25 protein-coding genes are annotated in these 26,440 nt (G+C 72.6%); 13 read left to right on the top strand and 12 right to left on the bottom strand.

Translation table 11 applies throughout. The features are described 5' to 3' along the window. Window positions 1–8: 8 nt before the first annotated feature. Both AB0H75_RS32325 and AB0H75_RS32320 read right to left on the bottom strand, forming a co-directional pair. Window positions 9–1,262 (bottom strand): cytochrome P450, encoded by a 1,254-nt coding sequence (locus tag AB0H75_RS32325; protein ID WP_367802934.1) that lies wholly within the window; start codon window positions 1,260–1,262, stop codon window positions 9–11. Between the two features lie 43 nt (window positions 1,263–1,305). Next, window positions 1,306–2,850, bottom strand: coding sequence for a GMC family oxidoreductase (locus AB0H75_RS32320; RefSeq protein ID WP_367802932.1), 1,545 nt, complete (start codon window positions 2,848–2,850; stop codon window positions 1,306–1,308). Between the two features lie 148 nt (window positions 2,851–2,998). On the opposite strand from AB0H75_RS32320, the gene AB0H75_RS32315 reads away from it, so the two are divergent. The 4 genes from AB0H75_RS32315 (at window position 2,999) to AB0H75_RS32300 (ending at window position 6,391) form a co-directional block, all read left to right on the top strand. Continuing rightward, window positions 2,999–4,534, top strand: a complete 1,536-nt coding sequence (locus AB0H75_RS32315; protein ID WP_367802930.1) for a long-chain fatty acid--CoA ligase — start codon at window positions 2,999–3,001, stop codon at window positions 4,532–4,534. Window positions 4,535–4,543: 9 nt separating this feature from the next. After that, complete coding sequence (locus tag AB0H75_RS32310) at window positions 4,544–5,197, top strand: HAD family hydrolase (protein WP_367802928.1); 654 nt, start codon at window positions 4,544–4,546, stop codon at window positions 5,195–5,197. A 33-nt stretch (window positions 5,198–5,230) separates the two neighbouring features. Further along, window positions 5,231–6,175: a phosphotransferase enzyme family protein gene (locus tag AB0H75_RS32305; protein ID WP_367802926.1), complete on the top strand. Its 945-nt coding sequence runs from the start codon at window positions 5,231–5,233 to the stop codon at window positions 6,173–6,175. A 90-nt stretch (window positions 6,176–6,265) separates the two neighbouring features. Continuing rightward, the gene (locus AB0H75_RS32300; RefSeq protein WP_367802924.1) at window positions 6,266–6,391 is read left to right on the top strand and encodes a hypothetical protein; all 126 of its coding nucleotides are present in this window, start codon (window positions 6,266–6,268) and stop codon (window positions 6,389–6,391) included. 40 nt (window positions 6,392–6,431) lie between these two features. Here the strand turns inward: AB0H75_RS32300 and AB0H75_RS32295 are convergent, their stop codons facing one another. Beyond that, window positions 6,432–7,007: a TetR/AcrR family transcriptional regulator gene (locus AB0H75_RS32295; RefSeq protein WP_367802922.1), complete on the bottom strand. Its 576-nt coding sequence runs from the start codon at window positions 7,005–7,007 to the stop codon at window positions 6,432–6,434. Between the two features lie 124 nt (window positions 7,008–7,131). Between AB0H75_RS32295 and AB0H75_RS32290 the strand changes: the two genes are divergently transcribed. Beyond that, window positions 7,132–8,046, top strand: coding sequence for a zinc-binding dehydrogenase (locus AB0H75_RS32290; protein WP_367802920.1), 915 nt, complete (start codon window positions 7,132–7,134; stop codon window positions 8,044–8,046). A 65-nt stretch (window positions 8,047–8,111) separates the two neighbouring features. On the opposite strand, the gene AB0H75_RS32285 is transcribed toward AB0H75_RS32290, so the two are convergent. The 4 genes from AB0H75_RS32285 to AB0H75_RS32270 form a co-directional block, all read right to left on the bottom strand. Further along, window positions 8,112–9,371 (bottom strand): class I SAM-dependent methyltransferase, encoded by a 1,260-nt coding sequence (locus AB0H75_RS32285; protein WP_367802918.1) that lies wholly within the window; start codon window positions 9,369–9,371, stop codon window positions 8,112–8,114. A 4-nt stretch (window positions 9,372–9,375) separates the two neighbouring features. Then, window positions 9,376–10,725: an FAD-binding oxidoreductase gene (locus AB0H75_RS32280; protein WP_367802916.1), complete on the bottom strand. Its 1,350-nt coding sequence runs from the start codon at window positions 10,723–10,725 to the stop codon at window positions 9,376–9,378. A 129-nt stretch (window positions 10,726–10,854) separates the two neighbouring features. Beyond that, the gene (locus AB0H75_RS32275; protein ID WP_367802914.1) at window positions 10,855–11,838 is read right to left on the bottom strand and encodes an NAD(P)-dependent oxidoreductase; all 984 of its coding nucleotides are present in this window, start codon (window positions 11,836–11,838) and stop codon (window positions 10,855–10,857) included. After that, window positions 11,835–13,379, bottom strand: coding sequence for a serine/threonine-protein kinase (locus AB0H75_RS32270; RefSeq protein ID WP_367802912.1), 1,545 nt, complete (start codon window positions 13,377–13,379; stop codon window positions 11,835–11,837). The genes AB0H75_RS32275 and AB0H75_RS32270 overlap by 4 nt, the downstream gene beginning before the upstream one ends. Window positions 13,380–13,498: 119 nt before the next feature. Between AB0H75_RS32270 and AB0H75_RS32265 the strand changes: the two genes are divergently transcribed. Then, window positions 13,499–14,620: a CaiB/BaiF CoA transferase family protein gene (locus AB0H75_RS32265; protein ID WP_367802910.1), complete on the top strand. Its 1,122-nt coding sequence runs from the start codon at window positions 13,499–13,501 to the stop codon at window positions 14,618–14,620. Continuing rightward, complete coding sequence (locus AB0H75_RS32260; protein WP_367802908.1) at window positions 14,617–15,771, top strand: cytochrome P450; 1,155 nt, start codon at window positions 14,617–14,619, stop codon at window positions 15,769–15,771. The genes AB0H75_RS32265 and AB0H75_RS32260 overlap by 4 nt, the downstream gene beginning before the upstream one ends. Here AB0H75_RS32260 and AB0H75_RS32255 read toward each other — a convergent pair. Continuing rightward, window positions 15,728–16,972 (bottom strand): FAD-dependent monooxygenase, encoded by a 1,245-nt coding sequence (locus AB0H75_RS32255; RefSeq protein ID WP_367802906.1) that lies wholly within the window; start codon window positions 16,970–16,972, stop codon window positions 15,728–15,730. The two genes, AB0H75_RS32260 and AB0H75_RS32255, sit on opposite strands and share 44 nt — an antisense overlap. An 82-nt stretch (window positions 16,973–17,054) precedes the next feature. Between AB0H75_RS32255 and AB0H75_RS32250 the strand changes: the two genes are divergently transcribed. Next, window positions 17,055–17,591 carry a TetR/AcrR family transcriptional regulator gene (locus AB0H75_RS32250; RefSeq protein WP_367802904.1) on the top strand — a complete coding sequence of 179 codons (537 nt, stop codon included), beginning with the start codon at window positions 17,055–17,057 and terminating at the stop codon, window positions 17,589–17,591. A 95-nt stretch (window positions 17,592–17,686) separates the two neighbouring features. Here AB0H75_RS32250 and AB0H75_RS32245 read toward each other — a convergent pair whose 3' ends face one another. Next, window positions 17,687–18,139, bottom strand: a complete 453-nt coding sequence (locus tag AB0H75_RS32245; protein ID WP_367802902.1) for a GyrI-like domain-containing protein — start codon at window positions 18,137–18,139, stop codon at window positions 17,687–17,689. A 98-nt stretch (window positions 18,140–18,237) separates the two neighbouring features. On the opposite strand from AB0H75_RS32245, the gene AB0H75_RS32240 reads away from it, so the two are divergent. Beyond that, window positions 18,238–19,677 (top strand): GuaB1 family IMP dehydrogenase-related protein, encoded by a 1,440-nt coding sequence (locus tag AB0H75_RS32240; protein WP_367802900.1) that lies wholly within the window; start codon window positions 18,238–18,240, stop codon window positions 19,675–19,677. A 108-nt stretch (window positions 19,678–19,785) separates the two neighbouring features. Here the strand turns inward: AB0H75_RS32240 and AB0H75_RS32235 are convergent, their stop codons facing one another. Beyond that, entirely contained in the window at window positions 19,786–20,550 is a 765-nt protein-coding gene (locus AB0H75_RS32235) for an SDR family NAD(P)-dependent oxidoreductase (protein ID WP_367802898.1), read from the bottom strand. Between the two features lie 76 nt (window positions 20,551–20,626). Here AB0H75_RS32235 and AB0H75_RS32230 point away from each other — a divergent pair, with 76 nt between their 5' ends. The 3 genes from AB0H75_RS32230 to AB0H75_RS32220 all read left to right on the top strand — a co-directional run bounded on the left by AB0H75_RS32230 (window position 20,627) and on the right by AB0H75_RS32220 (window position 23,748). Further along, window positions 20,627–21,001, top strand: a complete 375-nt coding sequence (locus AB0H75_RS32230; RefSeq protein ID WP_367802896.1) for an FKBP-type peptidyl-prolyl cis-trans isomerase — start codon at window positions 20,627–20,629, stop codon at window positions 20,999–21,001. A 185-nt stretch (window positions 21,002–21,186) separates the two neighbouring features. Next, complete coding sequence (locus AB0H75_RS32225) at window positions 21,187–22,710, top strand: ATP-dependent DNA ligase (protein ID WP_367802894.1); 1,524 nt, start codon at window positions 21,187–21,189, stop codon at window positions 22,708–22,710. A 312-nt stretch (window positions 22,711–23,022) separates the two neighbouring features. Further along, complete coding sequence (locus AB0H75_RS32220) at window positions 23,023–23,748, top strand: septal ring lytic transglycosylase RlpA family protein (RefSeq protein WP_367802892.1); 726 nt, start codon at window positions 23,023–23,025, stop codon at window positions 23,746–23,748. A 15-nt stretch (window positions 23,749–23,763) separates the two neighbouring features. Here the strand turns inward: AB0H75_RS32220 and AB0H75_RS32215 are convergent, their stop codons facing one another. Beyond that, the gene (locus AB0H75_RS32215; RefSeq protein ID WP_367802890.1) at window positions 23,764–24,351 is read right to left on the bottom strand and encodes a DUF1707 and DUF4870 domain-containing protein; all 588 of its coding nucleotides are present in this window, start codon (window positions 24,349–24,351) and stop codon (window positions 23,764–23,766) included. A 158-nt stretch (window positions 24,352–24,509) separates the two neighbouring features. On the opposite strand from AB0H75_RS32215, the gene AB0H75_RS32210 reads away from it, so the two are divergent. Continuing rightward, complete coding sequence (locus AB0H75_RS32210) at window positions 24,510–24,854, top strand: hypothetical protein (RefSeq protein WP_367802888.1); 345 nt, start codon at window positions 24,510–24,512, stop codon at window positions 24,852–24,854. A gap of 386 nt (window positions 24,855–25,240) precedes the next feature. On the opposite strand, the gene AB0H75_RS32205 is transcribed toward AB0H75_RS32210, so the two are convergent. Further along, a complete protein-coding gene (locus tag AB0H75_RS32205) occupies window positions 25,241–26,365 on the bottom strand; it encodes a DUF4192 domain-containing protein (protein WP_367802886.1) in 1,125 nt (374 codons plus the stop codon). Window positions 26,366–26,440: the final 75 nt, after the last annotated feature.

Genomic DNA, 26,440 nt, shown 5'->3' with positions numbered 1-26,440 from the left:
AGTACCGGTCAACAGGTGTAGCGCAGGTGCTTGACGCCGTTGATGAAGTTGGACAGCAGGAAGTCCGGCTCCCCCACCGAGCGGATGCCCGGCAGGCGGGCGAACAGCTCGCGGAACATCACCGTCATCTCCCTGCGCGCCAGGTGGGCGCCCAGGCAGTAGTGGGGGCCCGGGCCGCCGAAGCCGACGTGCGGGTTGGGGTCGCGGGTGATGTCGAAGGCGTCGGGGCGCTCGAAGACCGCCTCGTCGCGGTTGGCCGAGTTGTAGAAGAGCACCACCTTGTCGCCCTTCCGGTACGCGGTCCCGTTCAGCTCGTGGTCGCGGGTGAGCGTGCGCCGGAACTGGATCACCGGCGTGGCGTACCTGACGATCTCATCGCAGGCCGGGACGATGCGGGCGTCGAAGTCGGCCAGCAGCAGCTCGCGCTGCTCGGGATGGTCGGTGAGGAGCTTGAGCCCGTAGGCGATGGCGTTCCTGGTGGTCTCGCTGCCGGCCACCACCAGCAGGATGAAGAACGAGCCCAGCTCCTGGGAGGAAAGCCGCTCCTCGCCGTTGACCAGCAGGCTGACCAGGTCGCCGGTGGGCCGCCTGCGCCGCTCGTCGCCGAGGCGGGCGGCCAGCCGGTTGAGCGAGTAGCCGGCGTGCAGCAGCTTGGCCAGGCCGCGGGCCACGTTGAGGCGGCTGAAGTCGGGCGACAGGCCGGTGTACTCGGGGTCGGCGTTGCCGAGGATGACGTTGGTGCGGCGCAGCACCAGGTCGTGGCAGCGGGCGGGGACGCCCATCATGTCGCAGATCACCCGTACGGGAAGCCGCGCCGCGATCTGGGTCACGAAGTCGCCCGGCCCCTCCTCGGCCGCCCGCCGTACGATCTCGGCGGCGGCCCTGGCGAGGTCCTCCTCCATCTTGGCCAGGATGCGCGGGGTGAAGGCGCGCGAGACGATGCGCCGCAGCCGGGCGTGCCGCGGATCGTCCATGTTGATCATCGATCCGAAGTACACGCCGAGCCAGCGCGGCATGTCGGGGATGCTGTTGGAGCACGGCTCGCTGCTGAAGACGGCGGCGTTCCTGCTGGCCTCGGTGACGTCGGCGTGGCGGACGAGGGCGTAGTAGCCCGGCCCGCCGCCGATGAACGGCACCTTCTGCTCGGGGACGAGCACCGGGCGCTCCAGCGCGCGCAGCCGCCGGAACGCCTCCATGCGTTCGGCCTGCGGCAGCCGCCAGAAGGGGATCTGCGACAGGTCGAGGTCGGCGGACAACGTCATGCCCACCAACATCGTGCAAGTGACCACTTACGTCAAGGGCGGCTCACCCGCGCCCGAGGATCAGGTCCGCGCCCTTCTCCCCGATCATGACGGCCGGGGCGTGGGTGTGGCCCCGGTTGAGCGTCGGCATGATCGACACGTCCACGACGCGCAGCCCCTCGACGCCGCGCACGCGCAGCGAGGGGTCCACGACCGAGCCCTCGTCGGTGCCCATCCGGCAGGTGCCCACCGGGTGGTAGAGGGTCTCGGCGCGCTCGCGCACCCACTGGGCCAGCTCCTCGTCGCTCTCCGGCGCCCAGTACGGGGCCATCGGCCCGCCCGCGTACGCCTTCATCGCGGCCGTCGCGAACACCTGCTTGGCCGTCTTCAGCCCGGCGACCAGCCGCCGGACGTCGGCCTCCTCGCTCAGGTAGGCCGGGTCGATCAGCACGTCCTTGCCGTTGAGCGTGATCCTGCCGCGGCTCTCGGGCTGCAGCAGCACCACGCCGACGGTCATGCCGTGACCGGTCGGCGGGGTCAGGCCGTGGTCCACGAAGGGCACGGGCGCGTAGACCAGCTCGATGTCGGGCGCGGGCTCCTCGGCCGAGGTGCGCAGGAACGCGACGGCCTCGCCGACGTTGGTGGTGAGCATGCCGGAGCGCAGCACGATGTAGCGCAGCAGGTTGACCAGGGACTCGGCCTTGGTGAGCGTGACCGGTTGCCGGCACTCGACGTAGACGCCGGAGGCGAGGTGGTCCTGCAGGTTCCTGCCGACCTCGGGCAGGTCGTGCACCACCTCGATCCCGGCGTCGCGCAGCTCGCCGGCCGCGCCCACGCCCGAGCGCATGAGCAGGTGGGGCGAGCCGATCGCGCCCGCCGACAGGATGACCTCCCGCCGCGCCTTGAGCTGCGCGCCGCCCCCGTGCTCGACGCCGACGGCCCGGCGGCCGTCGAACAGCACGCGGTCCACGCTCGCGCCGGTCACCACGGTCAGGTTGGGCCGCTTGAGCGCCGGGCGCAGGTAGGCGTCGGCCGAGCTCCAGCGCCGGCCCCGGTTCTGGGTGACGGGGGTCGGGCAGAAGCCCTCGTTGGAAGGCCCGTTCAGCTCCTCCAGACGGTGTAAACCCAGCTCCTCGCAGGCCCGCAGGAAGGCGGCCGTGGTGACGTTGGGGCTGCGCAGCTCGGAGATGTAGAGCGGGCCGGAGGTGCCGTAGACCTCGCCGCCGTTGCTGCCGACCCGGTGCTCGGCCCTGGTGAAGTAGGGCAGCACGTCCGCGTACGACCAGCCGGGGACCTCCCACTGGTCGTAGTCGCGCGCGCAGCCGCGCACCCACATCTGGGCGTTGAGCGAGGACGAGCCGCCGATGACCCGGCCGCGCGGCCAGTAGAGCTCCCGGCCGGCCATCTCGCCCTGCTTGGCGGTGGTGTAGTTCCAGTCGTAGGCGGTCTTGAAGAGCTTGGCGAAGCCGGCGGGCATGCGGATCTCCAGCTTGTCGTCCTGGCCACCCGCCTCGACCAGCGCCACCGACACGTCCGGATCCGCCGACAGCCGGTTGGCCAGCACGCATCCGGCGGAGCCCGCGCCGACGATGACATAGTCGTACTCCACGGTTTCCCTCCACGGTGGGCAACGTCTTCCTTGCTTACTCCACGGCGGGCTGGGGCGTCCATATCCATCTGTGACCTGCATTACCTACCGGTCGGTATGGTGAGGCTGCGAAGATGGCGCCGAAGCCGGTCTAGAGGAGGAAGGCGTCATGCTCAATCTGTCGATCGTCCTGGAGGACAGCGCCAGGAACAACCCTGAAGGCACGGCCGTCGTCTTCGGAGACATGCGGCTGCCGTACTCCATGATCGACACTGTCGCCAACCAGGTCGCCAACCTGCTGGTGTCGCGCGGCGTCCGCAAGGGCGACAAGGTCGCTCTGGCCTGCCCCAACCTGCCGTACTTCCCGTTCGTCTACTACGGCATCCTCAAGGCGGGGGCGACGGTGGTGCCGCTGAACGTGCTGCTGCAGTCCCGCGAGATCGCCTACCACCTCGACGACAGCGACGCCAAGGCGCTGTTCTGCTTCGAGGGCACGCCCGAGCTGCCGCTCGGCGAGCGCGGCAGGGCGGGCTTCGAGGCGGCGGCCGGCTGCGAGCACTTCTTCGCGCTGCCCGCCACCCCGCTGGCGACCGAGTCGGAGTACGGCGAGTCGATCTGGGCGGCGCTCGGCGGCCAGCCGGGCGAGTTCGAGACCGTGCAGACCGCGCCCGACGACACCGCGGTCATCCTCTACACCTCGGGCACCACCGGCCGGCCCAAGGGCGCCGAGCTGACCCACCAGAACATGCTGATGAACGCCATCGTCAGCGACCGCATGTTCCCGGCCACCGAGGGCGGCGACGTCTACCTGGGCGTGCTGCCGATGTTCCACTCCTTCGGCCAGAGCGTCGTCCTGAACACCGGGTTCCTGCGCGGCGCGACCGTGGTGCTCATGCCGCGCTTCGAGCCGGGCGAGGCCCTGGAGGTCATGCGCCGGGAGGGCGTGACGTTCTTCGCCGGGGTGCCCACGATGTACTGGGGCATGCTCACCAAGATCCACGCGGAGGGCGCGGCGGTCCCCGGCACCCTGCGCATCGCGGTGGCGGGCGGCGCGTCCTCGCCGGTGGAGGTGCTGAAGGACTTCGAGCGGACCTTCGGCGTCAGCATCCTGGAGGGCTACGGCCTGTCGGAGACCTCGCCGGTGGCCAGCTTCAACCAGCCGGGCCGGCCCGCCAAGCCGGGCACGATCGGCACGCCGATCTGGGGCGTGGAGATGAAGCTGGTGGACGGCGACTGGAAGACCGTCGAGGGCGAGGGCCCGGGCGAGATCGCCATCCGCGGCCACAACGTCATGAAGGGCTACTACGGCCGCCCGGAGGCCACGGCCGAGGTCATGAAGGACGGCTGGTTCCGCACCGGCGACATCGCCACGCGCGACGCCGACGGCTACTACGCCATCATCGACCGCGCCAAGGACATGATCATCCGCGGCGGCTTCAACGTCTACCCGCGCGAGCTCGAAGAGGTGCTCATGACCCACGAGGCCGTCTCGCTGGCCGCCGTGGTCGGGGTGCCGCACGAGTCCCACGGCGAGGAGGTCAAGGCGTACGTCATCAGGACGCCGGGCGCGACGATCACCGAGGACGAGCTGGTCGCCTGGTGCAAGGAGAACATGGCGGCCTACAAGTACCCCAGGATCGTCGAGTTCCGCGACGCGCTGCCGATGACGGCCACGGGCAAGATCCTCAAGCGCGAGCTGCGCTAGCCCGGGACGGTGCCCCTCGCCCTCTTCGACCTGGACAACACGCTGATCGACCGGCTGGCCGCGTTCGAGCGGTGGGCCGCCCGGTTCGCCGCCGAGCGCGGCCTGGGGCCGGCCGGCGCGGCGTGGCTGGTCGAGACCGACGCCGACGGCTCCGTCCCGATGGACGTCTTCTTCGGCCTGGTACGCGAGCGGTTCGGCCTGGCCGAGCCGCCCGCCGAGCTGTGGCGGGCCTACCGGGCCCGGCTGCCGGGCCTGGTCACCTGCCGGCCCCAGGTCCTGGACGGCCTCGGGCGGCTGCGGGCGGCCGGGTGGACGGTCGGCGTCGTCACCAACGGCATGCCCGACAACCAGACAGGCAAGATCCGGCGCACCGGGCTGGCCGGGCGGGTGGACGGCTGGGCGATCTCCGGCGCGGAGGGCGTGCGCAAGCCGGACGCGCGGCTGTTCGCCATCGGCGCCGCGCGGTGCGGCACGTCCCTGGCCGCGGGCGGCTGGATGGTGGGTGACGACCCGGTCAAGGACGTCGAGGGCGGGCGCGCGGCCGGCCTGCGGACGATCTGGCTCGACCGCGGGCGGCCCGGGCCCGCTCCCGCCGCCGATCACGTCGTGCGCGACGTCCTGGACGCGGTGGAACTGCTCATCGGGATGGATTTATCCGGATGAAAGCCCCGGCCTCCGGCCGATAACGTGCCCGGCATGCGGGATCGGCCGGACGGCTTCGACGAAGGGCTGCTGCTGCCCGCCCTGCGCGAGGCGTGGGGCATCCGGGCGGGCGGGCTCGACTACGCGCCGGTGGGCTTCGGCGACTACCACTGGGTGGCCGGCGGGCGGTGGTTCGTCACCGTCGCGGACCTGGGCCGGCGTTCCCACGACGGCCTCCGCCTGGCCCTGGAGACCGCACGCGCGCTGCGCGAGCGGGCCGGGCTCGGCTTCGTCGTCGCTCCGCTGAGCACCCGCGACGGCGCCGTCCTGGTCCGCCTGGGCCGCCACGCGGTGAGCGTGTTCCCGTACGAGGAGGGCGTCCCCGGCGACTTCGGCGACGCCCGGCCGCCCGCGGAGCGCGAGCGGCTCATCGACCTGCTGGCCGCCCTGCACCGCACGCCGCCGCCGGCGTCCACCCCGCGCGCGCCGGCCGGGCTCGCGGGCCGCGGCCCGCTGGAGGCCGCCCTGCGCGAGAGCGGCCGGCCCTGGCGGGGCGGCCCGTACGCCGAGCCCGCCAGGGAGCTGGTCGCCCGCCACGCCGCCGTGCTGCGCCGCTGCCTGACCCGTCTCGACACGATGTCCGGCACGTTCGGCACGTCCGGCGGGCTCGTCGTCACCCACGGCGAGCCGCACCCCGGCAACCTGCTGCGCGCCCCCGGAGGCCGCCTCCTGCTCGTGGACTGGGACACGGTCGGCCTGGCCGTCCCCGAGCGCGACCTGTGGCACCTGTCGCCCACCCCCGATGACCTGGCGAGATACGCCGCCGCCACCGGCCGGCGGCCGGACCGGGACCTCCTGGCGAGCTACCGGCTGCGCTGGGCCCTGGACGACGTGGCCGACTTCGTGTCCTGGTTTCGCGCCTCGCACGGCGACACCCCGGACACGCGGCAGGGCTGGGCGGGCCTGAAGGGCACCGTCGAGGAGCTTGCCGCCGGATGACCGGCTTTCGTGACAGGTGTTCGCCTTAGGCGCGTGCCGACGGTAATCTTACGGTAACGGTAAGCAGTCAAGCACGGCGAAGGAGGTCGCGTGGGCCGCCACGAGAAGCCCCACACCCCCGAGGACCAGACGGAGGAGCCCAAGGAAGGCTCCCCCGCCGACGAGCCCCGGCCGAGCCACGGCAAGCACGCCGCTCCGGCCAAGAGCAAGAAGTAAGCCCCGGGCCAGGGCCGGCAGCGGGCACCCGGGCGGCCGCTCAGCCGTCCAGCAGCGCCGTGGCCAGCTCCCGCACCGCGCAGGTGAAGCGGCGCGGCTCGTCCGGCGGCGTCACGTGCCGGATCAGCCCTCCGTCGAAGACCGCCAGCAGGGCGTGGGCCAGGAAGTCCGCGTCGAGGTCCGGGCGGGCCTCGGCGAGCAGGCCGCTCAGGTGCCGGTGCCAGGAGCGGTAGCTGGGGTCGTCGTACTTGTCCTCGGCGCACGCCTGCTCGTGCGCCGCCAGCAGGGTGGCGTTGCCCTCGGCGATCGCGCCCAGCCCGTCGAGGAAGGCGAGCAGCCGCTCGCGCGCCGGCGCGCCGGGCCCGAGCGGCGGCGGCCCGCCGGCGATCGCCTCCCGCAGCTCCTTCGACCGCTCCTCCAGCAGCGCCTGCAGCAGCCCGGCCCGGCTGCCGAACCGCCGGAACACGGTCCCCTTCCCCACCCCGGCCAGCGCCGCGACCCGGTCGATGGACACGTGGTCGCCGCCTCCCTCGGCCAGCAGCAGCTCGGTCGCCCGCAGCACCGCCGCCCGGTTGCGCGCCGCGTCGACCCGCTCCGCGCGCCCTTCAGCCGTCATGGCCGTTCCTCGTTCATCTCGCCGCGCTCTCCCTGTTGCGGACTACCGGTCCGCATATGCTAGCGTGCGGAGCCAATCGGACTGACAGTCCGTTTCGTTCCCGCACTCGTGGAGACCTCTGACCATGCGCGCTCTCGTCGTCGATCCCGAAGTCCCCGGAGCCCTGCGCTTCGGCACCGCCCCCGACCCGGCGCCCGGCCCGGGCCGGCTCGTTCTCGACGTCCGCCACCTCTCGCTCAACCGCGGCGAGATCGCCGGCGCCGCGGCGCTCCCGCCCGGGACCGTCCACGGCTACGACGCGGCCGGCGTCGTCCGGCACGCCGCGACGGACGGCACCGGCCCGGCCGAGGGGACGAGGGTGGTGGCGTTCGGGGCCGGAGCCTGGGCGGAGCGGATGGCGGTGGAGGTCACGGCCGTGGCCGCCGTCCCTGACGGGGTGGACCTCGCCGACGCCGCCGCCCTCCCGATGGCCGGCCTCACCGCGCTGCGTGCCCTGCGCACCCGCCCGATCCTGGGCCGCCGCGTCCTGATCACGGGGGCGGCGGGCGGCGTCGGCCGGTACGCGGTGCAGCTCGCGGCCCTCGGCGGCGCCCACGTCATCGCCTCGGTCGGCTCGCCCGCCCGCGCCGCGGGCCTGGCCGCCCTGGGCGCGGCCGAGGTGGTGACCGGCCTGGACGGCGTCGGCGAGCCGGTGGACCTGGTCATCGACAACGTCGGCGGCCCCCAGCTCGCCGCCGCCTGGCGGTTGCTCGCGCCGGGCGGCGGCGTCCAGAGCATCGGCTGGGCCTCGGGCGAGCCGGCCGTCTTCGAGCCGGGCTCGTTGTTCGCCCTCGGCCCGGCCAGGACGATCAGCTCGTTCGGCGACGTGCGCGAGCCCGGGCCGGACCTCGGCACGCTCGTCTCCCTCGTGGCCTCCGGCCGCCTGTCGCCCGAGGTGGGCCTGCGCGGCTCGTGGGAGGGGATCGCCGAGGCCGCCGCCGCCCTCCTCGGCCGCCGCGTCGCGGGCAAGGCCGTCCTCGACGTCACTCCCGCGGCCTGACCGGGGACGATCCGGCCCGGAAACGCCGAAAGGGCCCCGGAAGGGCCCTCTCGGTGTGGCGCGGGTCAGGGCCAGGTGCGGGCCGGGCGCAGCGGGACCCCGGAGCGGCCGTCGCGGTCGAGCTTGACGGCCAGCACCTGGTGGAGCTGGACCTTGTTGCGCTCGAAGCCGACGATGCAGCCGGCCATGTAGAGGGCCCACACGCGGGCGGTGCCCAGGCCGACCTCCTGCACCGCGTCCGCCCAGTTGGCGTCCAGGTTGTCGCACCAGTGGCGCAGGGTCTTGGCGTAGTGCTCGCGCAGGTTCTCCTCGTGGCGGATCTCGAAGCCGAGGTCCTCCATCTGGCGGATCAGCCAGCCCACCGACTCCAGCTCCCCGTCGGGGAAGACGTAGCGGTTGATGAAGCCGCCCTTGTTGAAGGTCTTCTCCTTGCCGGTCGGGCGGGTGATGCAGTGGTTGAGCAGGCGGCCGCCGGGCTTGAGCTTGCCGTACAGGAACTCGAAGTACGACGGCACGTTGTCCTTGCCGATGTGCTCGGTCAGGCCGATGGAGCTGACCGCGTCGAAGCCGGTCTCCCGGACGTCGCGGTAGTCCAGGTGGCGGACCTCGGCGAGGTCCTGCAGACCCGCGTCGGCGATGGCCTTCTGGGCCCACTCGGCCTGCTGCTTGCTCAGCGTGACGCCGAGCGCCTTGACGCCGTAGTGCTTGGCGGCGTGCATGACCATGCCGCCCCAGCCGCAGCCCACGTCGAGCAGGCGCATGCCCGGCTTGAGGTCGAGCTTGCGGGCCACCAGGTCGAACTTGGTGTACTGGGCCTCCTCCAGCGAGGAGCCCTCCTCCGGGAAGCAGGCGCACGTGTAGGCCATCGACGGCCCCAGCACCCACTCGTAGAAGCGGTTGGAGACGTCGTAGTGGTGGTGGATGACCTCGGCGTCACGCTGCTTGGCGTGCCGGGAGCCCATCCGGGCCAGCACGCTCTGCCGCATCTCCTGCGGCGGCGGCGGAACGCGCATGAGCAGCGGCTTGACCCCCAGCGCCTTCACCGCGGCGAGCTTCTCGGCGGTGGTCAGGTCGTTGGTGGTGATGTTCCACATGCGGTCCAGCAACGTGTAAAGGTCGCCCTGGACGTCGAGATGGCCCGAGATGTAGGCCCGGGCCAGGCCCAGCTCGCCCGGGGCGTGCGCCAGGTAGGCCACCGCGATCGGGGACTTGACCTCGATCGCGAGATCGGCCCCGTCAGGGCCCGCCTTGCTGCCGTCGTAGGCCGTGAACGCGATGTTCGCGTCGGAGCCGACGATCTTCTCAAAGATGGTTGCGAGAGCCATCCAGTCACCTTCCCCGCACACACTTGTCGTACAGGTCCAGCAGGCGCCCGTCGGGGTCGTATTCCCGCTTGACCGGCCAGTAGGCGTCGCCGTTGTACAGCTGCCAGAACCGCTCACGGGCGTAGAAGGACGTCGAGTAGAGCGACTTGTGGCCGTCGAGATCGTGTACGGCGTTCTCGATCAACCGGTTGTAGTAGCCGTCGAACTGCCCCCGTGGCAGCGGCACCATACCCCAGAAGCCGAAGTTGACGTAGAGGCGGCCCGGCTCCAAGGGGTAGAGCGGCCAGCGCGAGCTCGCCCGCAGCGGGCACATCCACACCGGGGTCATGCCGACCTTGTCGTGGAAGAACTCCAGGAACTCCGCGCCGCGCTCGATCGGCGTCTCGACGTCCTGGATGACCGACTCGTGGACGGGCTGGCCGCGCCAGCGGTCGACCCGGGCGGTGACGCCGTGCCTGCGGTCGAGCGCCACCAGGCGGCGGTAGACGTCGGAGCGCATCCAGCGGCGCGGCATGAGCGAGCGGACCACGGGCTGCTGCACGCCGAAGGCCCGCGAGCACCAGAACCAGTCGGTGTCCCAGCGCCACAGGTAGTCGTGAATGGTCAGCCAGTCGCGGTTGCGCTGCCTGATCGACTGGTAGTAGATGCGCATGCCCGTGTAGTCGGAGACGTAGGGCGCGCGCTCGGCGAAGCGGCCGACGGTGACGTACATCTCACCGGGATGGAAGAAGACGCCGTCCACGAAGTCGACCTGCTCGCCGTCGTGGACCATGCTGTCGCAGATCTCCTGCATGGCCAGCATGCACTTGGCGGCGTCGGTGAACTTGATGTGGGTCAGGTGCACGTACGGCTGGACCTTGCGCAGCTTGATCCTGATGCGCAGGGCGTAGCCGAGCGTCCCGTAGGAGTTGGGGAAGGCGCGGAACAGCTCGCGGTGCTCGTTGTCGTCGCGGGCCACGATCACCCGGCCGTCGCCGGTGAGGATCTCCAGCTCCTCGACCGACTCGTGCGGCAGGCCGTCGCGGAAGCTGGTGGACTCGATGCCGAGCCCGGTCACGGCGCCGCCGAGCGTGATGGTCTTGAGCTGCGGGACGACGTACGGCATGAGGCCGTGCGGCAGCGTCGCCTCGACCAGGTGCTCGTACGTGGTCATGCCCTGGACCTCGGCCGTCATGGTCTCAGGATCGACGCTGATGACCTCGTCGAGGTCTCTGGCCGAGAGTTTGGCCGTACGCCCGGGGTCGCGGAACCTGAAGAGGTTCGACGTCGACTTGGCGAGCCGGGGCGCCGCCCCGCCCGGGATCTCGGCGTACGACTGCCGGATCTGCTCCACTGCCCGGCGGTGTGTCGCCATCGTCGTCACCAAATCACCCCCTTGAGCTGGTGTAGAGATCGTCCGTAAGACCGTATCTCCCGCGCGCGGTGTGAGCCAGACCGGGGTCGTTAAAGACACGAAAACTGTTCATCGTGCCAGGTGGAGCCGTTATTGGGTAGATGTATCGGTAAACTTCCTGCGAACCGCGGGCTCGACACCGTTGACGACGCCGTCCACCTCGCGGCCCTCGACGGCGGCGAGCAGGTTGTCCACCGTGGCGGTCAGCAGGCGGCCGCTGGCCTCGGGGGTGACGCCGGCGACGTGCGGGCTGAGCAGCACGTTCGGCAGCTCGCGCAGCGGGTCGTCGGCGGGCGGCGGCTCGGTGTCGAACACGTCCAGCGCCGCCCCGGCCAGCGTGCCCTCGCGCAGCGCCCGCACCAGCCCGGCCTGGTCGACCACCCCGCCGCGGGCGGCGTTGACCAGCAGCGCGCCGGGCTTCATGCGGGCCGGGTCGACGAGGCCCCTGGTCCGCTCCGACAGCGCGATGACGACGACCAGCACGTCGCTGCCCGCCACGAGCGCGTCAAGGTCCTGGAAGGACGGGTCCTCGCGGGGCGTGCGGGTCCAGAACGCCACCTGGCAGCCCAGCGCGCGGAACAGCTCGACGCAGGCCGCGCCGATCGGGCCGTACCCGACCACGCCCACCCGGCGGCCGCGCAGCTCGTACGGCTGCAGGCTCTGCTGCGGCCACTCCCCGGCCCGTACCGCGGCGTCGCCCGCGACCAGCTTGCGCGCCAGCGCCAGGGCGGCGGCCAGGCACCACTCCGAGACCGCGACGGCGCTGACGCCCGGCGTGTTGGCCAGCGGCACCCCGGCCGCCGCCAGGGCGCCGAGGTCGTGGCCGTCCACGCCCACCGAGGGCTGCTGGACGAAGGCCAGCCGGGGCGCGGCGGCCACCGCGGCGGCGTCCAGCGCGAGCGCGCCCGTCCAGTCGCCGAGCACGATCTCGGCCTCCGGCAGCGCCGCCAGGAGGGCGTCGCGGTCGCGGGCGGCGGGCACCCGCACGTCCACCCGGTCGCCGAGCGGCGCGAGCAGGCGGCGGACGAGCGCCTCCGGGAGTGGGGGCAGGGCGAGCAGGGTCCAGGGGCTCATGCCCTCACAGTAAAGCTGTTGATCACCTGCCGCATCAGCGCCCGGCTGCGCGGCCACTGCTTCTCGGCGACGGTCCAGGACAGGACGTAGGCGGTGTCGCCGACAACCACCGCCCGGCGCAGCTCGCGGTAGCGGGTGCCGGGCGTGACCCAGGGCGCGCCGCCCTCGGCGCCCGCCGTCCAGGTCAGCTCCCACTCCAGCGTCCTGACGCCCTGGTGGCGGACCGTGCGCCGGCCGCGCTCGACCACGTTCGCGGCGCTCTGCCGCAGCTCGTCGAGGGTGGTGATCATCAGCTCGCTCGGCTGGGTGTTGCTGAAGACGGCCTGGACGCCGAGGTGGGCGCCCCGGTCGCGGCGCGTCCACTCGGTGTACGCCTCCCCGCGCGCTCCCCGCCAGCCGGTCGGCCGCAGGATCGACCAGCCGTCGGGCGAGCGCCAGGCCCGCACGAGGGGCGCCGCCGCCCGGGTCGCGCGCGGCGTGCGCGTGGCCGTCGCGGTGGGGGTGGCGGCGGGCGGCGTCGGGACGGGGGTCAGCGGAGCGGTCGCCGCGGCAGGCGCGGTGCTGGCGCGCGGCGCGCCCTCGGCGGGCGTGGCGAACCTGAAGTAGCCGAACGCCCCGGCCCCGATCACCACCACCGCCGCCGTGGCCGCCGCCAGCAGGGCCCGGCCCCGGCCCCGGCCGCCGCGCTCGCGCTCGGGCTCGTCGTGGTCGTAGGCGGGCCGGGTGGCGGCGAGGGCGGCCAGGAGCTTGTCGGCCTCCTCGGCGTCGAGCCGGTCCTCCGGCTCCTTGCGCAGCAGGCCGCGCAGGACCGGGTGCATGGCGGGCGGGATGCGCCGGTAGTCGGGCTCCTCGTTGAGCAGCGCGTTGAGGGTGGCCATGGGCTCGCCCCGCTCGAACGGCGAGCGGCCCACCAGGCACGCGTACAGCGTCGCGCCCAGCGACCACAGGTCGGAGGGCGGCCCGGCGGCGTCGGCGCGCACCCGCTCGGGCGCGAGGAAGCTGGGCGAGCCGGTGACCATGCCGGTGCGGGTGAGCGAGGCGTCGCCCTCGACAGTGGCGATGCCGAAGTCGGTGAGCACCGCCCGGCCGTCCTCGGTCATGAGGATGTTGCTCGGCTTGACGTCGCGGTGCAGGATGCCGGCCGCGTGGGCGGCGCGCAGCGCCGAGAGCACCTGGCGGCCGACGTCGGCGGCCTCGCGGATCGGCAGCGCGCCGGTGCTGAGCACGACCTCCTCGACCGTGGGGCAGCGCAGCAGCTCCATGACGATCCAGGGGCGCCCGTCCTCCTCGACCACGTCGTAGATGGCGACCACGCCCGGGTGGTTGAGCTTGGCGGCGGTGCGGGCCTCGCGGACGGTCCGCACGAGCTGGCGCTCCCGGTCGCCCGGCGACAAGCCGTCCGGCAGCACCACCTCCTTGATGGCGACCTGCCGGTTGAGCAGCGTGTCCCGGCCTTCCCAGACCACGCCCATCCCCCCGCGGCCCAGCTCGCGCACTAACTCGTAGCGCCGGGCGATGAGCCGGTTGCTATCCGAAACCATGTCCGTCCCCTGTAGATCACCACAGACAGCAGGCAAGTTTCCCATACCTGATGCGGCCGGGGAGGGTGGTCGAGGAAGGCGGCTTGCACGAGATCACCGAATGTTGTTCTACTGTCGGTATGACTGAAGACCGTCGCGGCCCGCTGGCCGGGGTGCGCGTGCTGGAGCTCGCCGGGCTGGCACCGGGGCCGTTCGCCGGGATGATGCTGGCCGACCACGGCGCCGAGGTGCTGCGGGTGGACCGGGTCAAGGCCGTCTCCGACCGGCCGCGCACCGACGTCATGGACCGCGGCAAGCGCACGGTCGGTCTGGACCTGAAGGCGCCCGAGGGCGTGGCGGCGTTCAAGGAGCTGGCGCGGCATGCCGACGTGGTGATCGAGGTGTTCCGGCCGGGCGTGGCCGAGCGGCTCGGCATCGGCCCCGACGACCTGCACGCCGTCAACGAGCGGCTGATCTACGGGCGGATGACCGGCTGGGGCCAGGACGGCCCGCTCGCCCCCACCGCCGGGCACGACATCGACTACATCGCGATCTCCGGCGTGCTGTCGATGCTCGGCCGCGAGGGCGGCAAGCCCACCCCGCCGATCAACATCCTCGGCGACTTCGCCGGTGGCGGCCTCATGCTCGCCTACGGCGTCCTGCTGGCGCTGTTCGAGCGGGAGCGCACCGGCAGGGGGCGGGTGATCGACGCGGCCATGGTGGACGGGGCGGCGATCCTGTTCGCGATGTTCTACCAGGGCGTGCAGAGCGGCTTCTGGGGGCCGCGCGGCACGAACCTGCTCGACACCGGCGCGCCGCAGTACGACACCTACGAGACGGCCGACGGCGGCTACCTGGCCGTGGGGTCGCTGGAGCCGCAGTTCTGGCAGGCGATGGTCACCCTCATGGGTCTGACCGACCTGCCCGACCGCGACGACCGGGCACAGTGGCCGGCGCTGCGCGAGCGCCTGGCCGAGGAGTTCAGGAAGCGCACGCGGGCCGAGTGGGAGGAGCTGTTCGCCGGCTCCGACGCCTGCGTGTCGCCGGTCCTGTCCATGTCCGAGGCCGCCGCCCATCCGCACAACGTCGCGCGGGACGCCTTCGCCGAGGTCGGGGGCGTCGTCCAGCCCCGGCCCGCGCCCCGCCTGCTGGGCGTGCCCGCCCAGGACCTCTCCCCCGCCACCCGCCTGACGGACCTGTCCGACTGGGGCCTCACGCGGGAGGAGGCGGACAAGCTGCGAAGCCAAGGGGTGCTCGCATGATCATCGACTTGCTCGACGGCGACCTGTACGCCGGCGACCCGGCCCCCGTCTACGCCTGGCTGCGCGAGCACGCCCCCGTCTACCACGACGCGGCCAACGGCCTGTGGGGCATCTCGCGCCACGCCGACGTCTCGGCGATCGAGCGCGACCCGAAGCTGTGGACCAGCACCGCCGGCTACCGCCCGCAGCTCCCGTCCGAGCCGTCCATGATCGGCCTGGACGACCCCGAGCACGCCGCCCGCCGCCGCCTGGTCCACCGCCGCTTCACCCCGCACCACGTCCGCGACGCCTACGCCGGCCGCGTCAGGGAGGTGGTCGCCGAGCAGCTCGACCGGGCCCTGGAGAAGGGCGCCGTGGACGCGGTGGCCGAGCTGGCCGCGCCGCTGCCGGCCCGGATGATCGGCTGGCTGCTCGGCTTCCCCGAGGAGGACTGGCCCCGGCTCAAGCACTGGTCGGAGACGACGATCGTGGCCGGCGGCGGCCTGCGCTACGTCACCCACGAGGCCGCGGTGGCGGCCGGCGAGTACGGCCAGGCGGTGCTGGAGCTGGCCGCCGAGCGCCGCGCCCGCCCGCGAGGGGACCTGCTGTCGCTGTGGTGCGCCAGCCCCGACTACGACGACGAGCGCCTGGCCAACGAGGCGCTGCTGCTGCTCGACGGCGGCGCCGAGACCACCAGGACGGTGATCGCCACCGCCATCGACGCGCTGATCCGCCACCCGCGGCAGTGGCGGCTGCTGCGCGAGGACCCCGGCCTCATGGAGGGCGCGGTCGAGGAGTTCATCCGGTGGACCACGCCCATACTCAACATGTGCAGGACCGCCACCCGCGACACCCGCCTGCACGGCCGGCCGATCCCCGCGGGGGCGCAGGTGCTGCTCATGTACGGCGCGGCGAACCGCGACCCCGAGGTGTTCGCCGAGCCGGAGGCGTTCGACGTGACCCGCAGGCCGGGCGGGCACATCGCCTTCGGCCTCGGCACGCACTTCTGCCTGGGCGCGGCGCTGGCCCGGCTGGAGCTGCGGATCTTCTTCGAGGAGTGGGTGGCGCGGGTGCGGGAGGCGTCCTGGGCCGACGGGCGCGGGCCGCGGATCCTGCCGAACGCCTTCGTCAGGGGCGTGACGTCGTTCCCGATCGAGCTGCGGCCCCGGTGAGGGCGGGATAGTCCTTCAGGGCGATCGAGTCGTGCAGGCGCACGCCCTTGCTGCCGAGCTTGACGACGGCCCTGGTCAGCCCGGTGGGCAGCCGGCCGGCCAGCCACGCGGCGCCCGCGAGCGCGGCCAGGTCCAGGCGGCTGCCCGGCACGAGCCGCCGGGCCGCCTTGACCGCGAACGCGCGGCTGCGGCGCACGTAGTGGCCGATCGCGGCCTCGTAGGCCGGGTAGGCGCGGGCCGGGTCGCCGCCGTGCAGGGCCAGCTCGCCCGCCAGCACGTACGCCCCCACGACCGCCAGGCTCGTGCTGCCGCCCACGGCCGGTCCCGGGCAGTAGCCGGCGTCGCCGGCCAGCGTCACCCGGTCGCGTGACCAGGTGTCGAGGCGGAGCTGGGTGATGGAGTCGAAGTAGAACGCGGGCGAGCGCTCCGCCTCGGCCAGCAGGCGCGGCACCTGCCAGCCCAGGCCGGTGAAGTGCTCGCGCAGCAGCCGCCGCTGGGTGGCGACGTCGCGGTGGTGGTAGGTGAGCGGGCGCGGGGTGCGGAACAGGAACAGCGCCCGCGCGTCGTCCATGCGGGCCGCGCCGTACATGCCGGCCATCCGGCCGGCGCCCGCGATGCCCTCCATGCGGCCGTCCAGGCCCAGGTGGTTGGGGACCGAGGCGACCGCGAGGTAGGCGCCGATCCAGGTGGTGTAGCGGGACTCGGGGCCGAAGACGAGGCGGCGCACGTTGGAGTGCAGGCCGTCGGCGCCGACCACCAGGTCGTAGCGGTCCTCCCTGCCGCTGTCGAAGCGCACCTCGCCGGTCCGCGCCGACAGGGCGGCGATCGAGTCGCCGAAGACGTACTCGACGTCGCCGCGGGCGGCCTCGTACAGGATCTCGCTGAGGTCGTCGCGCATGATCTCGGCATGGCGGTCGGAGACGGCGGCCAGGACGCGGGTGATCTCCAGGTCGATCGGCCTGGCGAAGCCCTCGCGGTACATGGTCAGGTGCTCGGTGCCGGTCCTGGCCGCCAGCACACGGTCGAGCACGCCCATGCGCTCGACGATGTCCATGGCGGGGCGGAACAGGTCGATCGCGTGGCCGCCCGCCTTGCGCAGGGCCGGGGCGCGCTCGACGACGGTGACGGTGAAGCCGTACCGGTTGAGCCAGTACGCCAGCACGGGACCCGCGACGCTGGCGCCGGAGATGAGGACCCTCATGCCGACCTCCTTACTTAACGGAAGGTAAGTACGCTCCAGAGTACGCTCTGACTTAACGGAAGGTAAGGGGTAATCTTGGTCCATGCCCGGTGACACCAAGGCGCGCATCCAGGAGGTGGCCCGCGAGCTGTTCGTCCGGCAGGGCGTGCAGAACACGAGCCTGCGCCAGATCTCCGAACGGCTGGGCATCACCAAGCCCGCCCTCTACTACCACTTCGCCTCGCGCGAGGACCTCGTGCGCAGCATCCTCCAGCCGCTGGTCGACGACCTGGAGCGCTTCGTCGACACCCGCCCGCCCGGCGAGGCGCGGGCGGGCGAGGCGCGGGCGCTGCTGGAAGACTGCTTCGAGCTGATGTGGCGGCACCGCGAGGTGACCACCATGATCGTGCGCGAGCTGTCGCTGCTGGGCACGCTCGACCTCGGGGAGCGCGTGTTCGCGTGGCAGCGGCGCATGATCGCGCTGCTGCTCGGCCCCGATCCCACACCGGAGCTGCAGATCCGGGCGACGGTGGCGCTGGGCGGCATGTCCGACTGCACGGTCGAGTACGCGCACCTGCCCGTGGCGCAGGTCAAACGGGCGGCCGTCGAGGCCGCGGCCGCCGCCCTCGCCCTGCCGTAGACCGCGCCCTGCTCTCCGCCTGCCCTCTGGCCGCCCTCTGGCTGCCCTCTGGCCGCCCCGGCCCCGCGCCCGGCTCCGGACCGGTCCAGGCCGGGCTAGAGGCCCAGGTAGATGTCCACCCCGTCGGGGTGGTGCACCTCGACGTCCGTCGTGAACGCGCGCGGCGGGGTGCCGCCCGACTCGGTGTGCTTCCACACCTGCTGCCACGCCTCGACCAGGGCCTGCGGCATCGGCCCGCGCGCCTCGACCTTCAGCGCCTGCCCGCCGGGCACCCGGACCGCCACCATGCCCTCGGGCAGCCGCGGCGCGGTGCGCACGCCGACGCCGACGATCTGCGTGTAGGCCCCGTGGTGGTCGCTCTCGTAGTCGGTCAGCACGGCGTAGAGGTTTTCGTCCACCCGTCCGGGCACGTGCGCGAAGACGCCCGGCGCTCCCGCGCGCTGCCACAGGGCGGGCAGCTTGGCGCGCGCCGGGTCCATCTCGTCGGCATTGCTGGTGCGGACCACCCAGCCGACCACCGTCAACTCGGCCCGTTCGGTGACGTTCACGAGACCCCTTCCTCCCCTGACATGCCCGGGCCGATCATATGGCCCCCGCGAACGGGTAAAACCCATGACAGGGCTGTCACCACATAAGATGGATGAACGTGAAGTTTCTTAACGACCTCGAGCCGAGGCATGATCTGACCTACAGCGACGTGTTCATGGTGCCGTCGCGCTCCGCCGTCGGATCGCGGCTCGCGGTCGACCTGTCCACAGGCGACGGCACGGGCACCACCATCCCCATCGTCGTGGCCAACATGACCGCCGTCGCCGGCCGGCGCATGGCCGAGACCATCGCCCGGCGCGGCGGCATCGCCGTGATCCCCCAGGACATCCCGCTGGACGTCGTGGCCGACGTCGTCGAATGGGTCAAGGGGCGCGACCTCGTCCACGACACGCCCCTCACCCTCACCCCGCACGAGACCGTCGGCGAGGCGCTGCAACTGCTGCCCAAGCGCGCGCACGGCGCGGTCATCATCGTCGACTGGGACAACCGGCCGGTCGGCGTCGTGACCGAGGCCGACTGCCAGGGCGTGGACATGTTCACGCAGCTCTCCCAGGTCATGTCGAGCGAGCTGCTGACGCTGCCCGCCGGGCTCGACCCGCGGGCCGCCTTCGACCGGCTGCACGACGGCCGGCACCGCCTGGCGCCCATCGTCGACGACGACGGGCGGCTGGTCGGCATCCTCACCCGCACCGGCGCGCTGCGCGCCACCCTCTACCAGCCGGCCGTGGACGCCCGGGGCCGGCTGCGCGTCGCGGCCGCCGTCGGCGTCAACGGCGACGTGGCCGCCAAGGCCAAGGAGCTGCTGGAGGCCGGGGTCGACTGCCTGGTCGTGGACACCGCGCACGGCCACCAGGAGAAGATGATCTCGGCGTTGCGCGCGGTGCGGGCCCTCGACCCCGGGGTGCCCGTGGCGGCCGGGAACGTGGTGACCGCCGCCGGAGTCCGCGACCTGGTCGAGGCCGGCGCCGACATCCTCAAGGTCGGCGTGGGGCCGGGCGCGATGTGCACCACCCGGATGATGACCGGCGTGGGGCGGCCCCAGTTCTCCGCGGTGCTGGAGTGCGCCGCCGAGGCCCGCCGCCTCGGGCGCCACGTGTGGGCGGACGGCGGCGTGCGCCACCCGCGCGACGTGGCCCTCGCCCTGGCCGCCGGCGCCTCCAACGTGATGATCGGGTCGTGGTTCGCGGGCACGTACGAGTCGCCCGGCGACACCCGCACCGACGCCGACGGGCGCAAGTACAAGGAGAACTACGGCATGGCCTCGGCGCGGGCCGTGCGGCTGCGGACGGCCGAGGACTCCGCCTTCGAGCGGGCCAGGAAGGCGCTGTTCGAGGAGGGCATCTCGACGTCCAGGATGTACCTGGACCCCAAGCGGCCCAGCGTGGAGGACCAGATCGACGCGATCGTGGCCGGGCTGCGCTCGTCGTGCACGTACGCGGGGGCCTCGAACCTGGAGGAGTTCCACGCCAAGGCCGTCGTCGGGATCCAGAGCTCGTCCGGTTACGCCGAGGGGATGCCGCTGCACACGAGCTGGTGACGACCGGCCGCCAGGGCCCTGCTCACCCGTGCTCACGGGCGCTCATGGGCTCACGGGCGCTTACCGGCGCTCATGGGCTCACAGGCGCTCACGGGCCCTCATGGGCGCTCACGGGACGCGCCGCCAGCCGCCGGCGGCGTTGATCCCGCCGTCCACGTGCACCGTCGTGCCCGTCACGAACCTGGCCAGGTCACCGGCCAGGAACACCGCCGCCCCCGCCGCCTCCACCGGCTCGCCGAGCCGGCCGAGGGGCGGCAGGCGTGCCGGCTCGTAGGGCAGGGAAGCGGCGGCCAGCATGCGCTCGCGCACGCCCCGCTCGCCCTCGGTGGGCAGGGCGTCGGGGGCGATCGCGTTCACCCGGACACCCCGGGGCGCCAGCTCCAGCGCCAGGGACCGGGTCAGGCTCTCCACGGCCGCCTTCATGGCCGCGTACACCGCGAACCCCGGCGCCGCCTGGTGCGCCTCGCTCGACGTCACGTTGATGATCGACGAGCCCGGCGGCATGAGCGGCAGCAGCCTGCGGATCATGCCGGTGACCTGGGTGAAGTTCTCCTCGATCAGCGTACGCTCGCCGCGCGGCGAGACCTCGGCGAACGGCGCGTGGAACGTGCCGCCCGCGTTGTTGACCAGCACGTCCACCCGGCCCCAGCGCTCGCGCACCGCCTGGGCGAACACCTCAGCCGCCACCGGGTCGCGCACGTCGAGCGTCATGCCCGGCTCCCCGAGCGGCGGCTTGTCGCGGTCGCAGACGGCGACGTGCGCGCCGAACGCGGCGAGGGTCTCGGCGATGGCCAGCCCGATGCCCCGCGCTCCACCGGTGACGACGGCCACGCGGCCGGTGAGCAGGATCGCGTCGGGACTCAGGGCGGCCATGAACGAAGACGATATCCCGACCGCATAGAGTCTTCGGGTCCGATGACAACGTCAGAATCGCCAACAGGAGCACTTCGTGGCACTTGAGAAGCCCGAGATCGATTTCCCCGGCGGCACGCCGCCCAAGGACCTCGAGATCGAGGACCTGGTCGAGGGCGACGGCCCCGAGGCCAAGCCCGGTCACACGGTCCGCGTCCACTACGTCGGTGTGGCCTTCTCCACCGGGGAGGAGTTCGACGCGTCGTGGAACCGCGGGAGCGCGTTCGAGTTCCCGCTCGGCAAGGGGCGGGTCATCGCCGGCTGGGACCAGGGTGTCGCCGGCATGAAGGTCGGCGGCCGGCGCAAGCTCGTCATCCCGCCGCACCTCGGCTACGGCAACCGTGGCGCGGGCAGCGCCATCAAGCCCGGCGAGACCCTCATCTTCGTGGTGGATCTCCTCGGCGTCAGCTGAGCCCCCGCCCGGCCCGTGCCGAGCCGTCACCCCGGCACGGGCACGGGCCCGGCCTCGCGCGACGGCCCCCGCGCCGGCGCGCGCCGGGCCCGCGGGCCGGATCCGGGGCGGATCCGGGCCGGAGGGACCCATCATCCGCCCGGTATCCAGTAGGGATTGTCGGCCGCGTGAGGCACGATAGGCGTGTGCTTCTGATCGACGTGGTCCGAGTGAGCGAGGCGGTGACGCGCACGTCCGCCAGGCTGGGCAAGATCGCCCATCTGGCGGAGCTGCTGGGCAGGGTCGGCCCCGACGAGGCGGAGATCGCGATCTCCTACCTGTCCGGCGAGCTGCCCCAGCGCCAGGTAGGCGTCGGCTGGCGCACCCTTGAGGACGCCCCGCCGCCCAAGCTGGCCGCCACCGCCACCCTGACCGCGGTCGACGAGCTGCTGACCACGATCAAGGCCGTGGCCGGCCCCGGCTCGCAGGCCGCCCGCAAGGCGCTGGTGGCCGAGCTGTTCGCCGGGCTGACCAGCCAGGAGCAGCAGTTCATGCGCCGCCTGCTCCACGGCGAGCTGCGGCAGGGCGCGCTCGACGGCGTCATGATCGAGGCCGTGGCCAAGGCGTCCGGCGCGCCCTCGGCCGACGTGCGGCGGGCGCTCACGTTGCGCGGCTGGCTGCCCGCCGTCGGGGCGGCCGCGCTGAGCGGCGGCGTGGCGGCGCTGCACGCCTTCCGCCTGGAGGTCGGGCGGCCGGTCTCCCCGATGCTGGCCGGAAGCGCCCCCAATGTCGCCGCCGCGCTGGAGAAGGCGGGCACGCCCGCGGCGCTGGAGTGGAAGCTGGACGGCATCCGCGTGCAGGCCCACCGCTCGGGCACCGAGGTCGGCGTCTTCACCCGCACGCTCGACGACATCACCGCGCAGGTGCCCGAGCTGGTCGAGGCCGTGCTGAAGATGCCCTCGGAAGACCTGGTGCTGGACGGCGAGGTGATCGCACTGCGTCCCGACGGCCGCCCGCACCCGTTCCAGGTCACCGCCTCCCGCGTCAGCAGCAAGCTCAACGTCGAGCGGTTGCGCGAGCAGACGCCGCTGAGCGCGTTCTTCTTCGACGCGCTCCGCCTGGACGGCGCCGACCTGCTCGACCTCCCCTACGCCGAGCGCCAGGAGGCGCTGGCCCGCACCGTCCCGCAGTCCCTGCTGACCCCGCGCCTGGTGACCGGCGACGTGACGGAGGCGGAGCACTTCTTCGCCGACGTGGTGAAGTCCGGGCACGAGGGCCTGGTGGTGAAGGCGCTGTCGTCGCCGTACGCGGCCGGGCGGCGCGGCGCGGGCTGGATCAAGGTCAAGCCGCGCCACACGCTCGATCTGGTGGTCCTGGCCGCCGAGTGGGGCCACGGCCGGCGCGAGGGCAAGCTGTCCAATCTGCATCTGGGGGCCCGCGACCCGGAGGGCGGGTTCGTGATGCTCGGCAAGACGTTCAAGGGCCTGACCGACGAGCTGCTGGCCTGGCAGACCGAGCGTTTCCTGGAGCTGGCCGAGGGGCCCACCGACGACTGGACGGTGCGGCTGCGCCCCGAGCTGGTGGTGGAGATCGCCTTCGACGGCGTGCAACGCTCGCCCCGCTACCCCGGCGGCATGGCGCTGCGTTTCGCCCGCGTGCTGCGTTACCGCCCCGACAAGCGGGTGGAGGACGCCGACACGGTGGAGACCGTCCGCTCCCTCATGTTCTGATCCGGGCGCGCGACCGCTGGCCGTGTCTGCCCTGATCATGGGCCATTTTCGCGATCAAGTCGTGAATTCCGCCATTTCTCGGAATTGCAAAGATCAATAGCGTACTGTTGGCGATAAGGGCGATCTTGTGATCTAAGTGATATATATCACTTAGACTCCCATTAAGTTGTCTTTACCGGCTATTTGTCCCGTATGTTCGTCCTCACCGCGTGGCATTCCCCGCCGCGCCGACGAAACGGCCGCCGTGCGCCTCCACCCCCATCCGGCCTGGCCTTTCCCTGTCCTATCCCCTATCCAGGACCGTGGTTTACCTTGGGTCAGCACTCCACCAAGCCGTTCCCGACCGGCAAGCGCCGCTGGACCGCGATCGCGGCGGGTGCCGCCGTCATCGCCACCGCCTCGACCTCCGCGTACGCGGCGATCGCCAACGACGACGCTCCCAAGCGCACCCCGACCGCCGCGAAGCCCGCCGACAGCGCGACCCCGGAGCCGAAGGCGCTCAACGGGGCGGCTCGCCGCCCGAACCCGAAGCCCTCGTCCCCGGAGCCTCTGTCCCCGGCCTCCGAGCCCCCGGCCGCCGCGACCCCGAACCCCGCGACCCGGACCGCGCGCCCTGCCGAGCCCGGGACGACCAGAACGGCCAAGACCGCCACCGAGAAACCGGTCGCCGAGAAACCGGTCACTGAGAAGCGGGTCACCGAGAAGCCGGTCACCAAGAAAACGGTCGCCGGGAAGCCGAAGGCGCGGGTGCTCTCCTCCGGCTCCTGCGGAGCCTCGTTCTACGACGAGCCCCAGATGACCGCCAGCGGCGAGCGCTTCAACCCCTCCGCCCTGACGGCCGCGCACAAGACCCTCCCCCTGGGCAGCAGGGTCCGCGTGATCAACCCGCGCAACGGCAAGGCGGTCACCGTCCGCATCAACGACCGCGGCCCGTACGTCGGTGGCCGCTGCCTGGACCTGTCCGCCGCCGCCTTCTCCGCCATCGGCAACACGAACGCCGGCGTGATGCGCGTCAAGTACCAGGTGCTGGCCCGCTGACGCAACCGGCTCCGGTCACTTCACCAGGCGGACCGTCATGGGGTACCGGAAGTGTCCCTCGGTCAGGGCGTTGACGCCGCCGACGATCGTCAGGACGAAGGCGGCCACCCAGATGACCGGCACCAGCACGACACCGATGATCGTGAACGGGAGCAGGATCGTCGCGCCGACCACGGTCAGCTGGAAGTTGAGCGCTTCCACGGCGTGCCGGCGCACGTAGGGCGAGGTCCTGCCGGCCGCCAGCAGCATGACCAGCGGGCCGATGATCGGGAAGCCGACGGCCAGGAGCAGGTGGGCGACCGCGGCGCCGAGGCGTTCGTTGCTCTCCGGAGCCCGATCGGGGTACGCCGGAGCCACCGGGCGCGAGGCGAGCTGCGGCACCGCCTCCGGGCCGTACAGCTCGGCCATGATCGGCATCAGGTCGCCGTGGGTGCGCGCCGTCATCGCCCGTTCGAGCCGGTCGTCGAACTCCAGCTTGTCGAAGCGGCCCTCCGCGTACGCCGTCTTGACGTGCTCGACCACGTGCTCCCGGTCCTGGTTGGTGACGCGCAGGTGAGCTGGCGGCACCTGGCCCGGCCCAGGGGTTGTCGGTACCCCAGCCATAGTCCCCATGCCTCTCCTTCGGTAATCGTTGCTCCCCCCATACTGCTCTGTCGATCGTCCCTGAGCCATCGGGAGAAACCCCGAGGTGTCCCGGAGATCGTCCCCGAAAAGATCATTTCCCGTACGCGCGAAAGCGCCAGACGATATAAAAAGGACTCATGAGATGGCGAGACCGGTACGGCCTTCGTCGATGGCGCGGCTCGAAAGTCGCGAAGTTCGACCGTGAGGCGACAGACGCCGACATCGAGGCGCTGATCGCCTTCGCCCGCTCGCGGCGCGGCGTCGAGTTCTACGTGGAGCCGGAGACCTTCGCCACCGACACGACCGCCGTGGCCGTCGCCGACGACGGCGAGTGGACCAGGCGGCGGGTCGGCTCGCCCGCGGTGATCCACAAGGTCGCCCGCAATCTGGCCTTACCGGTGTACGACGTCCAGCTCACCGGATACCCGCCCCGCATGCGGGCCTACAACGAACGCCGCCGCCGGGAAGAGGGCTCCCTCTAACCCCCTTCTTCAGCTCCAACTCCCTCCCCGATTTCCTCCGCCTTCCTCGGGTTCCTCGGGTTCCTCCGGCTTCCTCGGGTTCCTCCGGCTTCCTCGGGTTCCTCCGGCTTCCTCGGGTTCCTCCGGCTTCCCCGGGTTTCCTCGGGCCTCCTGCGACTTCCCCGGGCCTGTTCCGGCTTGCCGGGCCTGTTCCGGCTTCCGGATCTCCCGGTTTCCGGGCCTCTTGTGGCTTCCCCGGCCTCTTGTGGCTTCCCGGGCCTCTTCCGGTTTTCCGGGGCCTCTTGTGGCTTCCTTGAGGCGGTGTGCTCCCGGCTGTCCCTCTCCACTCGTCCCCGTCTTGACGTGTCGCCCCGTCTCGACGTGTCGGCCGCCTTCCGGAAGTGTCGTCAGCCACCCTCGGGCACGGCGGCGGCGTCGCCGTCGTCCTCGTCGGAGAGCAGGCCCGCCAGCGGAAGCAGCCAGCCCGCGTGGGCCGTGCCCATCGCGGAGTCGAGCTCGGCGGGCGTCGGCATGCGTGCACCCAGGGCGGCGGGCGAGAGCATGCTCTGCACCGCGTGCATGAGCAGGTTGGCCATCGAGTAGCCCGGGTCGATCGTCAGGACGCGTTCGAGGGCGATGGTGGCCAGCACGTTGTCGCCCGCCCGCCAGGCCGCCATCGCCAGCAGGGACGCGGCAGGCGGCGCGAAGCGCGGCTCCAGGCGGCGGGTCAGGTCTTTCCAGAGCGGCGCGTGGGACTCGTGCATGAGGGTCCACGCCTCGTCGCGCACCCTGACGACGGCGAGGTCGAGCCCCAGCCGGGCGGCCTCCGCGTCGCCGAGGCGCCCGCCCTCCGCGTGCGCCGCCAGGGCCGCGCGGACGCGGGCCAGGCCCTCGGCCACGAACCGGCGGGCGAAGGCGTCGGGGTCGGCGGCCGCCGCGAGCCCGGCCTTGACCTCGGTGACCGCCTCGGACGTGGCGCGGCGCATCGCCAGGCGGACCGGGCCGGTGACGGGCGCCAGGGTGTTTCGGAGGGCCTCCCGGTCGGGCAGGGCCACCAGGCCGCGCGCCGTGGCCTCGGCGGCGACCCGGCTGCCGACCGGATCGTACGGCGTGCCCTCGGCGGGGCAGCAGCCCGGCAGGTCGCAGACGTAGGACCAGTAGCGGCCCTCGTGCGCACGCAGCGCCTCGCCCACCCGCACGCCGGCCCGCGCCGCCACCCGCCTGGCCTCGTCCACGGCCGGGGTGACGGCCTCGCCGGGACCGTAGCCTATGGCGACCATCTCGGTGACGCCCTCCCGCCCGAACAGGGTCTCCAGAGGGTCGAGGGTCCGCGGCGGCAGGGGAAGGCCCCAGCGGATCACCATCGCGGCCCGGCCGCGGTCGAGCCCCACCACGACGAGGCTGCTGGTGGGGTGGAAGCCGACGAGATAGGGGACGGCGGCCAGGACGTCGGCCGGGCTGCGCAGGGTGAGGAAGGGGGACGCGCAGGCGGAGGAGGAGGGCGAGGAGGAAGGGGAGGTGTTGGTCGTCATGGACCGTAAGAGTGCCCGGCGGGCGACCGCCGCGAGCGGCCGAGCGCGATTCTGTGGACGAGCGCGCGACCGGCC

Origin of the sequence: Nonomuraea sp. NPDC050783, from assembly GCF_040802095.1 — a bacterium.
Lineage (GTDB): Bacteria > Actinomycetota > Actinomycetes > Streptosporangiales > Streptosporangiaceae > Nonomuraea.
The sequence above is the reverse complement of the archived record's forward strand: the minus strand, read 5'-3'. Positions and strand labels throughout refer to the sequence as shown.